Below are 15,865 nucleotides of genomic sequence, written 5' to 3' on the forward strand. Positions count from 1 at the left end.
TATTTTGCAATTTCTCTATATCTATATCTTTATTTTTAATCATTTTCGAAGTATTAATTATATATTTAGCCCTATAACCTACTTTATTATTCCCTTTTAATTCTTCTTCATCTACAGTTGCCAAAACTTCTGCATTAGGAAAGGCAAAATACTCTTTGCCATTATATGTGCCTATTGATTCCCCATAATTTTGGCTTATTAGTTCTATAGATTTTTTTATTCTAGGGATTTGATTATTGGCAGATATTATAAAAGATATTATAGTTTCAAAAGGTTCTTGATTTAATATCCTTATTCCCCTGCCAAATCTTATTGCTTCTTTTAGAATTGGATCTTTAGAAAGTTCCCTTTTTATTTCTCCATAATCCCTACCTAAATCAAAATAATTGTACCAAATATTTTTGAAATCTTCCATATTAGTATTAGAAAAGATTATATCTTCTCCATCTCTTTTCACATTTACTACTTTACCATGATTTATAGCCGTATAACTTTCATCTTCTTCTATATACCATCTAAAAGCTTGACCACACTCAAATATATGCTTGGGTTCAAAATCCTTCATATCTTTTATTATTATATTTTTATCTTTCTCTATAATATTATATTTCATATTAATTCTCCTTTCCATGAGTCAGTGGGGACGGTCCTCAGCGACTCACTTTGTGAGTCAGCAAGGACCGTCCCCACTGACTCACTTATTATGATACCCTAAATGTATAAAATTTAAAAGAGTGAGAAAAAGGATCCTCCCTTTTTCTCACTCTTTATCTTAATTATTTATATTAATACCAACCTCTTAATTTCATTACATCTGCTATTTTTTTAACAGAAAGCATATAAGCTGCTTCTCTTACAGTAACATCATATTCTTCTTTTAATCCCCATACATCCTTAAAGGCTTTAACCATTTCAACTTCTTGTTTTTCTTCTACTTCCTCTTCACTCCAATAGTAGCCATATAAGTTTTGTACCCATTCAAAATAAGACACTGTAACTCCACCTGCATTTGTTAATATATCTGGTGTTACTGGAATTCCTCTTCTTTTTAATACTTCATCACCATCTGGAGTTATTGGTCCATTAGCTGCTTCACATACTAGTTTAGCATTAATTTTTTCTGCTACTTCTGCAGTTATTGCATTTTCTAATGCTGCTGGTATCATAATATCTACTTCTAGTTTCCAGAAATCTTCAAGAGATATTTTTTCAGCCTTTGGATATCCTACTAAATTACCATTTTCGTCCATATAAGCTTTCATATCATCAAAATCTAATCCATCTTCGTTGTAAATTGCATAAGTCCCTTCTTCTTTCGTCCATTCGCCTATAGCTATTATCTTAGCTCCTTGACCTTGAACATTTTTAACTGTATAGCTACCTACATTTCCGAATCCTTGGATAGCTACTTTAGCACCTTTCATCTCAATTCCAAGTTCTCTCGCTGCTTCTCTAGCTATTACAGATACTCCAAATCCAGTAGCTTCATTTCTTCCTAAAGATCCGCCCCACTCAACTGGTTTTCCAGTAATAACCCCAAGGGAAGATTCACCTGTTAATTTACAATATTCATCAACCATCCAAGCCATTACCTGTCCATTACTTCCTACATCTGGTGCTGGTATATCTATTTTTTCTCCTAGGTATTTATAAAGTCCTTGAACATAGCCTCTTGAAAGTCTTTCTAATTCACCTTCTGATAAACTAAGAGGGTCAACAGCAATTCCACCTTTGCCTCCACCATAAGGTACATTCATTACCCCACATTTAAATGTCATCCAAACGGATAATGCTTTAACTTCATCTAAGTATACTCCTGGATGAAATCTTACTCCACCTTTGCCAGGCCCAATAGCGTTATTATGTACTGACCTATAGCCTTTAAATATTTTCGTTGTTCCATCATCCATTTTTACTGGAATAGATATTTCAATCGCTCTTTGAGGCTCTTTTAATAATTCATATACAGCCGGGTCTAAATTTAATGCATCACAAGCCGCCTTTACTTGTTTTTGAGCACTAATTAGTGGATTTAAATTTTCTTTTGACATTATACAATGACCTCCCCTTATTTTTTATTCCCGAAAAGGTTTTCACTAACTTGATTTAGCAAAATAAATATAATAGTTCATCTCCTAATACAATTCTATTCTAACATTGTAATAATATAAGTTCAAGTATAAACAATCTTAATAAGTCTTAATTTTTACACATATTTTAAGCTTATAAAATTCTCATAATAAATAAGCTATTTATTAAATTTCTGCATGCAATCTTTCTATTTTTCCTCTACTTTCTTCTCATTTACAACTTTGTTATTTCATCTACATTATCAAGACTCTCTAAGAACGTCGGAATTACTTCATAAATATCTCCTACTATACCATAATCAGCTATCTTGAATATTGGAGCATCTGGATCTTTATTTATAGCAATAATACATTTCGCATCTTGCATTCCAGCTAGATGTTGTATTGCTCCAGAAATACCACAGGCTATATAAACATCTGGTCTTACAGTCTTTCCTGTTTGACCTACTTGATGTGCTTGCTCAATCCAACCCGAATCTACTGTTGCCCTACTTGCTCCAACTACTCCACCTAATTTTTTAGCTAGCTTTTCTATTAATTCAAAGCCTTCTGGCGTTCCAAGGCCTCTACCACCAGAAACTACTATGGTAGCATCTTCTAAAGGTACAGCTGCTTTTTCACTTTTAACATATTCTAATACTTTAGCTCTTATATCCTCATCTTTTAAACTACTCTGTATTTTCTCAATATTTCCTTTTCTACCTTCATCAAGTTTCGCCCTTTCCATAACTCCTGGTCTTACTGTAGACATTTGTGGCCTATGATCAGGGCAAATAATAGTTGCCATTAGATTTCCACCAAAAGCTGGTCTAGTTTGAAGTAATCTCTTATTTTTTATATCTACTTCTAATTTAGTACAATCGGCAGTTAAACCAGTGCCAATAGTTGCTGATATTCTTGGTCCTAGATCCCTACCTATATTGGTAGCACCTATTAGAAAAATTTCTGGTTTTCTATCCTCTATTAATTCACAAATTACTTTACTATAACCGTCAGTTGTATATAGTTCTAATAAATTACTTTCAACATAAATTACATTATCTGCACCATAATTAATTAATTTTTCAGCTAAACCATCTACATTATGACCTAATAGTACTGCTGTTAATTCTGTATCTAGTTCTTCTGCTATTTTTCTACCTTCACCTAATAGTTCAATAGCTACATTTAACAGTTCTCCATTCCTTTGCTCTGCAAAAACCCAGATACCTTTATATTCATCAATATTTACTTTCTTTTTTTCTACCTTCTCTTTATATATTGCCTCTGTAGGGCAGACTTCTATACAAGAGCCACAAATAGTACAATTTTCATTAATAACTGCTTTTTCATCTATAATATCAATAGCTTCAAAAGGACATACTTCAACACATTGACCACAACCGATACATTCTTCTTTAATAACTTTTATTGCCAAGGTTAGCCCCCCCTTTTTATATAATTTTTCTTTCTCTAAGTCGAATAATTAAATTTTCAACTGCTGCTTTTGTATCACCTTTAAATATTTCTCCTTCTCCCTTCTTACTAGAAGGTGCAAAAGATTTACTAACTTGGGTTGGTGAGCCATCTAATCCTATACTTTCTATATCCCCATCAATATCTTCAGCAGACCAAACCTTCACCTTATCTTCTTCATAAGCTTCATATATCCCTTTTATAGATGGATACCTTGGCTTATTTAATTCATTTATAGCGGTTAATAATACGGGCATTTTTGATTCTATTACAAAATAGCCATCTTCTAAAGCTCTTCTAACTCTAATCTTTCCATCTTCTATTTCTAATTTTTCTACATAGGTAATTTGAGGTATTCCTAAATGTTCTGCAATTTGAGGTCCAACTTGAGCTGTGTCTCCATCTATGGCTTGCCTTCCACAGAATATAATATCAAAGTTTTCAATTTTCTTAATAGCAGTAGCTAATACTGTAGATGTTGCCAATGTATCAGAGCCTGCAAAAGCTCTATCACTTAAAAGAATAGATTCATCGGCTCCCATAGCTATAGTTTCTTTTAAAGCCACTTCTGCTTGTGGTGGCCCCATAGTTAAAACTGTTACTTTTGTATCTGGATTTCTATCTTTTATCTTTAAGGCTTCTTCTAAAGCATTTTTATCATCAGGATTTATTATACTTGGTACTCCCTCACGGATTAAAGTCCCTGTTTTAGGATCTGTTTTAACTTCATTTGTATCAGGAACTTGTTTTATACATACTATAATATTCATCTCATGGCCCCCCTATTTACCTTAATAAATTAGCTGCAATAACCATTTGTTGTACTTGAGAAGTTCCTTCATATATTTCTGTTATCTTAGCATCTCTCATCATTCTTTCAACAGGATAATCTTTTGTAAATCCATAACCACCATGTAACTGTACACATTTTGTAGTTACACTCATTGCAGTATTAGAAGCATATAGTTTTGCCATTGCCGCCTCTTTATTATAAGGCAGGTTATTGGCTTTATTATAAGCGGATTTATAAACTAATAATTTAGCAGCTTCTATTTCTGTAGCCATATCTGCCATCATCCATTGTAGACCTTGAAACTTAGCTAATGGTCTTCCAAATTGCTCCCTTTCTTTTATATACTTTATTGTCTCTTCTAGAGCTCCTTCTGCAATACCTAAGGCCTGGGCAGCAATTCCTATTCTTCCCCCGTCTAATGTGGACATTGCTATTTTAAACCCTTCTCCTTCTTTCCCAAGTAAGTTTTCTTTTGGAACTATACAATCTTGAAATATTAATTCGGCTGTAGCAGAGCCTCTAATTCCCATTTTATCTTCTATTTTTCCTATGCTAAAACCCGGAAAATCATCTTCAACTATAAATGCACTAATACCTCTAGTTCCCTTTGATTTATCAGTCATAGCAAAGATTATGTAAGCGTTTGCTTGACCACCATTTGTTATAAATAGCTTTGAACCATTTAATATATAATTATCCCCATCTAATACTGCAACTGTCTGTTGTCCAGCTGCATCTGTTCCAGCATTTGCCTCTGTTAATCCAAAAGCACCTAAATATTCACCTTTTGCTAATGGTATTAAATATTTTTGCTTTTGCTCTTCGCTACCGTATTTATATATTGGCCAACATCCCAAAGAAGTGTGGGCAGAGCAAATAACTCCAGTAGTTCCACAGGCTTTAGACAATTCTTCCACAGTTATTGCATAGGCTACTTCATCTCCACCTGCCCCTCCATATTCAGTAGGAAAGGGTATACCTAGCATGTGATATCTAGCCATCTTTTCTACTGTTTCTTTTGGAAATCTACCTTCTTCGTCAATTTCTGCAGCAATTGGTTTTACTTCCTTTTCTGTAAATTCCCTTACTACATCCCTAACCATTAATTGTTCTTTAGTCAAAGTAAAATTCATAAAACTTCCCCCCTTATTTATTCGTTAAAAAAATCACTATTCTTGCCAATAAGGATAACTAGGCTAAATAAAATATTACCCTAATCTTCGTTATCCTTTCGACAAGTTGAATTAAATAAAAAATTACTCTTCATCTGATTCAATATTATTTAAGAAATAAGATAAGGTATAGAGACTTTCATTTAAATGCACATTTTCTACTATAATATGCTCAGGCACTTCAAGATCAGCAGGTGCAAAATTCCAAATTCCCCTTATACCGCTTCTTGAATAAATATCTGCAATTTCTTGAGCATTTTCTTTTGGCGTAGTTATTACACCAATTTCTACATTGTGTTCTTTAATAAAATCTTCTAAAACATCTACATCTCTTATTTCAATATCTCTAATTTTCATACCAATTAATCTTGGATTTTTATCAAAAAGTGAAAGAATTTTAAATCCAGCATCCTGAAACCCTTTGTAATTTGTTACTGCCTGCCCTAAATTACCAGCACCAGATATGACTGCATTATATTCTTTATTTAATCCTAATATATTTCCTACTTGTCTGTGTAAATCATCTACATTATAGCCATATCCTTGTTGACCAAATCCTCCAAAATTGTTTAAATCTTGTCTAATTTGAGACGCAGTAAATCCTGTCATTTTACTTAACTCTTGAGAAGAAATTCTTGTAATTCCTTTATTCATCAATTCACCTAAATATCTATAATATTTTGGCAACCTTCTAATAACTGTAATTGAAACTTTACTATCTTTCATAATTAAAAATCCCTCGCTTACATTTAATTTTTATCATCTACATTATATTGCTGATTACATTATATACTGTTTACATTATATACTACTTTATATACTGCTTACATTATATACTATTTTCATTTTTTTTTCTAGGATATTGAGGATATTAAAGATTAAATGAGTAATACTATAGATAAAATATTAAAGGAGGAATTTCTTTTGGCTAGTAAGGAACAATTAAGAAAAGTTGCTATTTATTGTGATGAATACAATTCTAATACTTCAAAAATAGAAACTGAAAGCTGTGAAAATTGTACCCATTTTACTGAAAATAGATTATGTGATATAGATTTGGTTGATGAGGTCCTTTCCAATTTAGCTATGGAATTAGATTTAAAAAGATAGCCTGATTCTTTAATTAGGCTATCTTTTTTGATAAAATAGAAGAGAAGCTTAAATTTGGAGGGAATAATTATGATAGTTTTATCTTGTAACAATATTTCTAAATCTTTTGTAGTAGATAAAATATTAGATAATATATCTTTTTCCATTAAAAAAGGTGAAAAAGTTGGAGTTGTTGGCCTTAATGGTTCTGGCAAATCTACTTTATTTAATATATTATATGGTAAAGTTCCTAAAGATACTGGAGAAATTTATATTAGAAAAGGCTTAAAAATAGGATATTTAAAACAGCATACACAAATTAATAGTGAAAAAACTGTATTTGATGAATGTTTAGAAGTGTTTAACCCTTTAATTGAAATGGAAAAAAGGCTTAGAAAACTAGAAAAACAAATTAGTATTGAGGGTAAAAAAGGGGAAAGTCATGAGTTAGAAACAGTTATGACTGAATATTCATCTCTTCTAGAAAAGTTTACTGATTTAAATGGATATGGATTTAAAAGTGAAATAAAGGGAGTCTTAAAAGGCTTAGGTTTTTCTGATAAGGAAATATATAAAGAGGTTAATGTTTTAAGTGGTGGACAAAAATCTAGACTTCAATTAGCCATACTACTTTTACAGAAACCAGATTTATTACTTTTAGATGAACCTACTAACCATTTAGATATTGAGGCAATTAATTGGCTAGAGAAGTTTTTAATTGAATATAAAGGGGCAGCTTTAATTATATCTCATGATAGGTACTTTTTAGATAGTGCTGTTTCTAAAATTTTTCATCTTGAAAACACTCACCTTAACACATATAACACTAATTATACAGATTTTATGAAATTAAGAAAAAAAGAACTAGAACTTTTAAAGAAACAATATGAAAATCAGCAAAAAGAAATTAAGCGTCAAGAGGAAATAATTGAACGTTTTAGCAATTATGGTGATAGAAGATATATAAAACAAGCCCAAAGTAGACAAAAAATGTTAGATAAGATGAAAACTTTCAATAAACCAATAAATACTAAAAAAGTTAATCTCACTTTTGAACCTAATATTAAAAGCGGTCAAGATGTATTAACTGTAGAAAATATAAGTAAATCCTTTAATGATTTTAAACTATTTGAAGATATTAATTTTAATATCTATAAAGGAGAAAAAGTTGGACTAATAGGAAAAAATGGTGTAGGTAAAACTACTTTATTTAAAATGATCCTAAGAAAATTAAAACCTAGTGAAGGTGAAATTATTTTAGGTCATAATGTAAATACTGGTTACTTTGATCAGGAGCAAAGTAATTTAGACCTAAATAGTACAGTAGTTGACTTAATCTGGGAAACAAATCCTGATTTAAATCATTATGAAATAAGAACTTATCTTAGCAAGTTTTTATTTATCGGAGATGATATTTTTAAGGAAGTAAGTGAATTAAGCGGTGGTGAACGTGGTAGGCTTTCGCTACTTAAATTAATGTTGTCAAATGCTAATTTTCTTCTTATGGACGAGCCTACTAACCATCTAGATATAGATTCAAAAGAAGTTTTGGAAGAAGCTCTTCAGACATATGAAGGCACTGTTTTAATTATATCTCATGACAGATATTTTTTAAATAAAGTGTCTAATAAAATAATTGAAATGTCAGAAGATGGAATAACAGAATACTTAGGAAACTATGATTATTATATAGCTAAAAAGAATGAAGTAATTGAAGAGGAAGAAGAAACAGAAATTACAAAAACCCAGTTAAAATCTAAACGGAAAAAAGAACGAGTAAAAAGAGAAAAAATAAGGAAAAAGAAAAAAGAAATAGAAAGCTTAGAAACACATATATCGGAAAAAGAAGAGCTTGTAAAGGAACTTAACAATATATTATGTAACCCAAATGTATATGAACAACCTGAAAAAATAAAAGAACTTGTTAAAAAAAGAGAAAATACTCAAAAAGATTTAAGTAATCTGTATAATAAGTGGATAACTTTAATAGAAAATCCATAAAAAATTATTTTCCCCAATAAATCCACAACTTATTCACATTATCCACAAAGTTATCCACAAGTAGTTGTCCACCTTTTAAAAGTTTTTTTTAGTTTTTCCACATTGTCCACATAGTTAAAATTTTAGTATGTGGACAAATTGTGACAAATTTGTTGATTATTCTTCCCCTAATCCTAAGTTTGGTATTACATTTAATGATAAATCCGAAATACTTCCATCCATATAATTATAATAAGCTGCTGAACCTATCATAGCGGCATTATCTGTGCATAAAATTTTAGAAGGGTATAAAACTTTAATTCCTTCTTCCTTCCCTCTCTCATTCATAAGATTTCTGAGCCCTTCATTAGCAGCTACACCACCAGCCATTGTTATAATTTTAGACTTTCTTTCCTTGGCTAACCTTATAGTCTTTTCTACAAGAACCTCTATTACTGCCTGTTGAAAACTAGCCGCCACATCTTCTACAACAATTTCTTCCCCTTTTTGTTCTTTTTGGTTTAAATAATTTAAAACTGCTGTTTTTATTCCACTAAAACTAAAATCATAACTATCTTTCTCTAAATATACCCTTGGAAAATCTATAGCATTATTGTTTCCTTTTGCTGCCAACTTATCTATAATGGGACCTCCTGGGTAAGAAAGCCCTAAAGATCTGGCTACTTTGTCAAAAGCTTCTCCTGCTGCATCATCTCTGGTTCTGCCTACCATTTCATACTCAGTATAATCTTTTGCTTGTACTAAATAACTATGGCCTCCTGAAACTATTAAACAAGTATAGGGAGGTTTTAAATCTTTATGTTCAATATAATTGGCACATATATGGCCTTCTATATGATTCACTCCTATAAGTGGCTTATTTAAAGCATGAGATATAGCTTTAGCACTAGAAATCCCAACTAGAAGTGCTCCTACAAGACCTGGTCCTTGAGTTACCCCTACTATGTCTATATTTTCAAATTTCATATTTCCTTCATCTAAAGCCTTTTGAATAATAATATTTATATTTTCTACATGCTTTCTTGAAGCAATTTCAGGAACTACTCCACCAAACTTTTTGTGTATATCGATTTGAGAAGATATAATATTAGAAATAACTTCCCTGCCATTTTTAATTAGGGCACAGGAAGTTTCATCACAAGAAGTCTCTATTGCCAATGTTATAATATCTTTATCCATGTTTTTCACCTCAATTTAAGATTCAATTTGCTTCCACATTATTATTGCATCTTCATTACCATCTGAATAATATCCTGGTCGGATACCATATTCTTTAAATCCATATTTTCTATATAAGCTTTTAGCATTCTCATTTGATTTTCTAACTTCTAAAGTTATAGCTTTAGAATTCCATCTTTGACATATGTCAATGAGACCTTCTAATAATAAGCTTCCAATGCCTTTATTTCTGTACTTAGTATCCACTGCAATATTAGTTATATGCCCCTCATCTACTATTAACCATAAACCTCCATATCCTACTATTTTACTTTCTAATTCAGCTACTAAATATTTAGCCAATATATTTTTAGTAACTTCAAGTTTAAAAGCTTCCTCTGACCAGGGAGTAGAAAAAGAATTTTTTTCTACTTTCATAACTTGATCTATATCCCCAATTACCATTTCTCTTATGTATACCTTCATTTATATCACTGCCTTTTATTAAATTCTCTTTGTGCTTGGGATTCTCTTAAATATTCTGGTGCTAGAGTAAAATAGTTATCAATTTCTCCTTTATTGTATTTTAAAATAGCTAATTCTCCTACACTTGTTGCTCTACAATTATTAAACCCTCTAGGTGCAAATAATATTTTTTCCTCTAATTTATTTTCTAATATATCTTTATACTTTAGAGTTCCATCACCATTAACCGTAACCTTTTCATAGTTATCATTAATAAAATCAGTCAATTCAGTTACTTTCATAATTGTAGGTTCTATTATATTAAAAAGTTCCCCACCTATCCATTTATATATTCCCGTATATACTCTATCCCTTCTTGCATCCATCATAGGAATTACTATATCATTATTTGGTAAATTAAAAGCTAACGCCTCTAAAGTAGATATACCTATTACTGGTCTGTTTGCAACATGAGCATAGCTATTCATTGTTGCTATACCTATTCTTAACCCCGTAAAAGAACCAGGGCCAATTGCAGTAGCAAATATATCTATATCTTGAATTTTTAATTTTAAGCTATCCATTAATTCCTTAATCATAGGAGATAATTTTTCTGAATGACTTAAATCCTGATTTAATGAATATTCTCCTATTATTTTTTCCTTGTCTAGTACAGCACAAGTTGCTACTACACTAGATGTATCTACTGCTAATACTTTCAATTTATGTTCATCTCCTTAACTATCTCTTTTGTCCTATTACCTTCTCCATATATATATATTATCCTATCCTGAAACTTCTTCCCTTTCTCTATCTTAATATTTATTCTATCCTTAGGCAGCAAATCTAATACTTTATCTCCCCATTCAACAATAGTTACACCATTAGAATAAAAATACTCTTCATAGCCTAGATCATAAAGTTCATCTATACTACCTAATCTATAAACATCAAAATGGTATAAAGGTAGCTTTCCTTCATATTCATTTATTAAAGTAAAAGTGGGGCTTGTAACATAATCATTAATTTCTAAACCTTGGGCAATAGATTGAGTTAAAGTAGTTTTTCCTGCCCCTAAATCCCCCATTAAAGATATTAAGTCTCCACTTTTTAATATTTCCCCCAATTTCATCCCAAATTTCTTCGTTTCCTCAAGACTATTTAGTTTAACATTAAACATATAATCTAATCCTCTCTTTCTCTTTGCTATCTAAAATTATAGCACTTATAATAGATATGAGTCAATGGGGACGATCCTAACCTACTCACAAAGTGAGCCGATTAGGACCGTCCCCGGTGACTCAAAAAGTGAGTCAGTGAAGATCGTCCCCACTAACTCACTTTTTTATTTCTTTAGTATTGGTGATATTCGTTTATATAGTAGTATTGTAACTAATGAGGCAATAACTCCTTTCAATAGGTTAAAGGGAATTATTGCATAGATAATTAAACTTTTAAAGTCTACTATGCTTTTATTTACTGCACTACCCATGGCTATGATCTTATCCAGAGACATACCAAATAACTTTGCATAGAATGGTATCATAACATAGTAGTTAGATAATGAAGCTCCTATAGTCATAGCTATTACTCCTACTATTAATCCAATAACCGCATTTTTAAAAGTTTTGTTCCTATGATAAATTGCACTTGCTGGAACTACGAATAGGCATCCTACTAAAAAATTTGATAACTCACCTACTGCCATAGTAGAGCTACCTTTAATCGTTGCATTTAATATATTTTTAATTAATTGAATCAATATTCCTGCTACTGGCCCTAAGGAAAAAGCTCCTATTAAAGCAGGCACTTCACTTAGGTCAAATTTTAAAAATCCTGGTGCAAACCATAATGGAAAATCAAATACCATTAATATAAAACCAATTGCACCTAAAACCCCTATTTTTACTAAAGCTTTTGTTGATATTTTTTCTTTCTTCATAGTTAACATCTTAAAAAAGCCCTCCATATTTATTATTTCCTCAGGGTTAAACGCTAAGTTCTAAGATCATGATTCAAAAAACCCCGAAGAAAAATTCTTCGGGGTTTATATACACAACCAAAAAACTATATACATTGTATATATTATCTTCTTTCTTCCAGACTATAACTGTCGGCCTTGGAATTTAACCAAGTCAACCATATATGGTGCGCGGGCTATACCGCCGATGAGGATTTTCACCTACCCCTGAAGATCTTATTTAATTACTTATATTATACCTATTAATCTATTCCCTGTCAATGATTAGAAAGATTTATATATAATATTTCCATCTATAATAGTAGCATAAGTTTCACAGTCAATATCTTTTAATGGATTCCCATCAAATATTACTATATCCGCATCTTTACCCACTTCTATACTTCCTACTCTATCATCAATACCTATAATTTCTGCTGGATTTATAGTTATGGCCTTTAAAGCCTCATATTCATCTAATCCAGACTTAGCTGCTAGTCCTGCACACATAGGTAAATACTGTAGTGGTATAACTGGCGAATCTGTCATTATAGCTATTTTTACCCCTGATTCATGTAAAACCTTTGGTGTGTTAAAAGTTAAGTTTCTAAGTTCAATTTTTGACCTATTACTTAAAGTAGGTCCTACTATTGCTGGTTTGTCCTCCTTTGCTAAATGTTCAGCTATTAAATGTCCTTCTGTACAATGATCTAAAGTTATGTCTACATCAAATTCTTTTGCTATTCTTATTGATGTAAAAATATCATCTGCCCTGTGAGCATGAGCTTTTAATGGTATTTCTTTCTTAAGTACTTGTAATAATGCTTCCATCTTTATATCATATTCTGGCATTTTAGAAGGATCTTCTAGCCCCTTTTCCTTCTTTTCTAAATAACCTTGGGCTTTATACAATGTTTCTCTTAAAGTTGCCGCTGTAGACATTCTAGTAATTGGAGATTTCTTTTGGCTTTCATAAACTCTCTTTGGGTTTTCTCCAAAAGCCACTTTCATTGCCACTGGCTCTTTTACTATCATATCATCTACTCTATCCCCATAAGTCTTAATAGCTACAAACTGGCCCCCCACCACATTAGCACTTCCTGGTCCAGTAACTGCAGTAGTTACTCCTCCTGCTGCTGCTTCTTTAAAAGTCTCATCCATAGGATTTATTCCATCAATAGCTCTTAATTGGGGAGTTACTGGATCTACCAATTCATTTACATCGCTTCCTTCAAAACCCATTCCATCTTCAATTAACCCTATATGACAATGGGCATCTATAAATCCTGGAGTTATCATTCTACCCTCAGCATCAATTATTTCTGCATCTAAAGGAGCAACTAAATCTTTACCTATTTCTTTAATTTTTCCATCATGAATTAATATATCTCCACCTTCTATTACTTCTCCCGCCATTGTATAAATATATCCATTTTTAACGATTAGCATAAAATTCCTCCTTTATTAATTTCCTTCGTGTCCCTAATTAATATTATAACTTTTATCATCCTCATTATCAACGGAATTAAGTAGCTTTTTAACAACATAAGATAATTCATCTACAGTACATCCTTTTTCAACAACTCCATCTGCAATATTATATAAATCTGTCTCTAGTATATATATATTATCTACAGCCAAAATAAAAGGGATATTAGGGAACTTCTTTTTTATTTTTTTAAAAAACATAATTCCTTCTATATCTACTGGATCATAACAGCTAATTATTAGGTCATATTTTTCATGTGATAATTTCTCTAACACTTCATCCTTTAAAAATTCCACTTCTGTACCTATGTTTAACAGTGAAAATAACTCTATTAATTTATAAGCTTTAATATATTCATTTTCTATTATAAGAGCATTATATTTCTTACCCTCTATCATAGGTATTTCATCGAGATCTTCTTCTAATATTGGGAAACTAATTATAAACTTACTTCCCTTACCACTTTCGCTTTCAACTTTTATCTCAGCAAAGTGATCTTCTAAAATCTTTTTAGCAATGTTTAAACCTAGTCCTGTTCCCTTTGAACCTTTTGTAGTAAAATATGGTTCAAATAATTTTTCTTTTACTCTATCTTCCATGCCTATACCTGTATCTTCAACTTCTATAACTGCCTTTTCATCTAAATCATAAGTAGAAAGAATTAAAGTACCGCTTCCTACCATAGAATCTAAAGCATTTAATATAATATTTAACATAACTTGTCTTATTTCATATTCATTACAATAAATACGACTTTCAGAATCTAATTTTTCTATTATTTTTATTTCTCCATTTGTTTTACTCTTTACCTTAATTCTATGTCTAGCCATATCTAAACTTCCTAAAACTAAATCATTTAAATAATGAAAATCTCTATTTATTTTATCGGTTCCTTTGGCAAAATCTTGAATTCTATTCATTATAGCCTTTCCATCTAAAGCAGTCCTATATATTACATTAAAATAATTTTTTATTTCATCTTCGATATCCTTCAATAAAGCTATTTGGGAATAGCCAACAATAGTAGTAAGTAAATTATTAAAATCATGAGCCAAACCCTCAGCGAACTCTCCAATAGTTTTTAATTTCTCTATTTTTCTTAATTCTTTTTCATGCTCTTCTTCAATTATTCCTTTCCTAGACAAATTGACAAAGCCTGTCTTAAAAAGTTCTATATAAGTATAAACTTCAATTTTTTCTGACCCCTCCAAAATAAAAGTATCATGAAGGGATATAAGTTTTAGAAAATCTTTCTCATAGAAGTCATTTATTATATACCTAATTGCTATTATGATATTATTCTCATAGGCTACTTTTTTAATTTCCTTGTGTAAATTTATAAGACCATCAAAACCAAATATCTCCTTATAAAAATTATATCTTGTTGTATAAATTATAATATCTTCAAATCCATTATCCTTTAATTCTTCTATTTTATTATCGTAAATCTTTAATATTTTTTCCCTATCTATTTTGTTATTTTTCATAATTTCTTCTTCTAAACATACAAACTTCACCTGTCCATTTATCAACTGAAAATCTATATCCCATTGATTCATAAAGTTTTCTTTTGAAAACTTATTAAAATTATTACTGTAAATATATACTAAGGCTCCTCCGTTCTTTAACACTTTCTTAGTCTCTCTCTTTATAAAAGTGTTAGGCTCTTCCCCAAAGCTGGAACTTACAATGCTCCAAAATAAATTTCCCTCATTTTGTAGCTCATATATGTCCACCTATGACCACCCTTTCACTATATATATTTAAATTTTCATACTGAGGGAAATTCTACCCTTTGAACAATCTACCTCTAGTATTTTTACTTTTACTATATCTCCAACTTTTACTACTTCCATAGGATGCTTTACGAATTTATTGCTTAGCTTAGATATATGGACTAATCCATCTTGACCAACACCAACATCTACAAAAGCCCCAAAGTCAACTACATTCCTTACAGTTCCTTTTAAAATCATATTTGGTTTTAAGTCTTCTATACCTAATATATCCTTTCTTAGAATAGGCTTTGGCATTTCCTCCCTAGGATCCCTGCCCGGCTTTTCTAGCTCATAAATTATATCTTCTAAAGTCGGAAGCCCTATATCTAATTCTTCAGATACTTCCTTTAAATTAATTTTATTATAGTCATTTATATCCATAATTCTTTCTGCTACTTCATAAGATTCTGGATGT

At 30.9% G+C, this 15,865-nt stretch carries 16 protein-coding genes and 1 riboswitch; of the genes, 2 read left to right on the forward strand and 14 right to left on the reverse strand.

Annotation, left to right across the window (positions count from 1 at the left end; genetic code table 11):
- From VK071_09335 to VK071_09360, 6 genes are all read right to left on the reverse strand, one after another.
- Nucleotides 1-613: DNA glycosylase (locus tag VK071_09335; protein ID HLR35506.1), on the reverse strand; the 613-nt coding region annotated here is incomplete at its 3' end.
- Between the two features lie 172 nt (nt 614-785).
- Nucleotides 786-2,051 (reverse strand): Glu/Leu/Phe/Val dehydrogenase, encoded by a 1,266-nt coding sequence (locus VK071_09340; protein ID HLR35507.1) that lies wholly within the window; start codon nt 2,049-2,051, stop codon nt 786-788.
- A 253-nt stretch (nt 2,052-2,304) separates the two neighbouring features.
- Nucleotides 2,305-3,507: an FAD-binding protein gene (locus VK071_09345; GenBank protein HLR35508.1), complete on the reverse strand. Its 1,203-nt coding sequence runs from the start codon at nt 3,505-3,507 to the stop codon at nt 2,305-2,307.
- 16 nt (nt 3,508-3,523) lie between these two features.
- A complete protein-coding gene (locus VK071_09350) occupies nt 3,524-4,315 on the reverse strand; it encodes an electron transfer flavoprotein subunit beta/FixA family protein (protein ID HLR35509.1) in 792 nt (263 codons plus the stop codon).
- Between the two features lie 16 nt (nt 4,316-4,331).
- Nucleotides 4,332-5,471 (reverse strand): acyl-CoA dehydrogenase, encoded by a 1,140-nt coding sequence (locus VK071_09355; protein HLR35510.1) that lies wholly within the window; start codon nt 5,469-5,471, stop codon nt 4,332-4,334.
- A gap of 123 nt (nt 5,472-5,594) precedes the next feature.
- Nucleotides 5,595-6,236, reverse strand: a complete 642-nt coding sequence (locus VK071_09360; GenBank protein ID HLR35511.1) for a redox-sensing transcriptional repressor Rex — start codon at nt 6,234-6,236, stop codon at nt 5,595-5,597.
- 198 nt (nt 6,237-6,434) lie between these two features.
- Here VK071_09360 and VK071_09365 point away from each other — a divergent pair, with 198 nt between their 5' ends.
- On the forward strand, nt 6,435-6,620 hold the full coding sequence (locus tag VK071_09365) for a hypothetical protein (protein ID HLR35512.1): 186 nt from the start codon (nt 6,435-6,437) through the stop codon (nt 6,618-6,620).
- A 69-nt stretch (nt 6,621-6,689) separates the two neighbouring features.
- A complete protein-coding gene (locus VK071_09370; GenBank protein ID HLR35513.1) occupies nt 6,690-8,600 on the forward strand; it encodes an ABC-F family ATP-binding cassette domain-containing protein in 1,911 nt (636 codons plus the stop codon).
- A gap of 156 nt (nt 8,601-8,756) precedes the next feature.
- On the opposite strand, the gene tsaD is transcribed toward VK071_09370, so the two are convergent.
- From tsaD to VK071_09410, 8 genes are all read right to left on the reverse strand, one after another.
- Complete coding sequence (tsaD, locus tag VK071_09375; protein ID HLR35514.1) at nt 8,757-9,779, reverse strand: tRNA (adenosine(37)-N6)-threonylcarbamoyltransferase complex transferase subunit TsaD; 1,023 nt, start codon at nt 9,777-9,779, stop codon at nt 8,757-8,759.
- 15 nt (nt 9,780-9,794) lie between these two features.
- Nucleotides 9,795-10,244 (reverse strand): ribosomal protein S18-alanine N-acetyltransferase, encoded by a 450-nt coding sequence (rimI, locus tag VK071_09380; protein ID HLR35515.1) that lies wholly within the window; start codon nt 10,242-10,244, stop codon nt 9,795-9,797.
- 5 nt (nt 10,245-10,249) lie between these two features.
- Nucleotides 10,250-10,945, reverse strand: coding sequence for a tRNA (adenosine(37)-N6)-threonylcarbamoyltransferase complex dimerization subunit type 1 TsaB (gene tsaB, locus VK071_09385; GenBank protein HLR35516.1), 696 nt, complete (start codon nt 10,943-10,945; stop codon nt 10,250-10,252).
- On the reverse strand, nt 10,942-11,403 hold the full coding sequence (gene tsaE, locus VK071_09390; protein HLR35517.1) for a tRNA (adenosine(37)-N6)-threonylcarbamoyltransferase complex ATPase subunit type 1 TsaE: 462 nt from the start codon (nt 11,401-11,403) through the stop codon (nt 10,942-10,944). The genes tsaB and tsaE overlap by 4 nt, the downstream gene beginning before the upstream one ends.
- A gap of 165 nt (nt 11,404-11,568) precedes the next feature.
- Nucleotides 11,569-12,174, reverse strand: a complete 606-nt coding sequence (locus tag VK071_09395) for an ECF transporter S component (GenBank protein ID HLR35518.1) — start codon at nt 12,172-12,174, stop codon at nt 11,569-11,571.
- A gap of 132 nt (nt 12,175-12,306) precedes the next feature.
- Nucleotides 12,307-12,423: riboswitch (FMN riboswitch) on the reverse strand.
- 45 nt (nt 12,424-12,468) lie between these two features.
- Nucleotides 12,469-13,632, reverse strand: coding sequence for an amidohydrolase (locus VK071_09400; GenBank protein HLR35519.1), 1,164 nt, complete (start codon nt 13,630-13,632; stop codon nt 12,469-12,471).
- 33 nt (nt 13,633-13,665) lie between these two features.
- Nucleotides 13,666-15,408: a HAMP domain-containing sensor histidine kinase gene (locus VK071_09405; GenBank protein HLR35520.1), complete on the reverse strand. Its 1,743-nt coding sequence runs from the start codon at nt 15,406-15,408 to the stop codon at nt 13,666-13,668.
- Between the two features lie 27 nt (nt 15,409-15,435).
- The coding region (locus tag VK071_09410; protein ID HLR35521.1) for a S1 RNA-binding domain-containing protein at nt 15,436-15,865 on the reverse strand (430 nt) is incomplete at its 5' end.

Source organism: Tissierellales bacterium (assembly GCA_035301805.1).
GTDB lineage: Bacteria > Bacillota > Clostridia > Tissierellales > DATGTQ01 > DATGTQ01.

Excerpts from the sequence above, each read along its gene's own strand:
- VK071_09340 (HLR35507.1), bottom strand. The coding sequence starts at position 2,051 with ATGTCAAAAGAAAATTTAAATCCACTAATTAGTGCTCAAAAACAAGTA.
- VK071_09350 (HLR35509.1), bottom strand. The coding sequence starts at position 4,315 with ATGAATATTATAGTATGTATAAAACAAGTTCCTGATACAAATGAAGTT.
- VK071_09355 (HLR35510.1), bottom strand. The coding sequence starts at position 5,471 with ATGAATTTTACTTTGACTAAAGAACAATTAATGGTTAGGGATGTAGTA.
- VK071_09360 (HLR35511.1), bottom strand. The coding sequence starts at position 6,236 with ATGAAAGATAGTAAAGTTTCAATTACAGTTATTAGAAGGTTGCCAAAA.
- VK071_09370 (HLR35513.1), top strand. The coding sequence starts at position 6,690 with ATGATAGTTTTATCTTGTAACAATATTTCTAAATCTTTTGTAGTAGAT.
- tsaD (HLR35514.1), bottom strand. The coding sequence starts at position 9,779 with ATGGATAAAGATATTATAACATTGGCAATAGAGACTTCTTGTGATGAA.
- rimI (HLR35515.1), bottom strand. The coding sequence starts at position 10,244 with ATGAAGGTATACATAAGAGAAATGGTAATTGGGGATATAGATCAAGTT.
- tsaE (HLR35517.1), bottom strand. The coding sequence starts at position 11,403 with ATGTTTAATGTTAAACTAAATAGTCTTGAGGAAACGAAGAAATTTGGG.
- VK071_09395 (HLR35518.1), bottom strand. The coding sequence starts at position 12,174 with ATGTTAACTATGAAGAAAGAAAAAATATCAACAAAAGCTTTAGTAAAA.
- VK071_09400 (HLR35519.1), bottom strand. The coding sequence starts at position 13,632 with ATGCTAATCGTTAAAAATGGATATATTTATACAATGGCGGGAGAAGTA.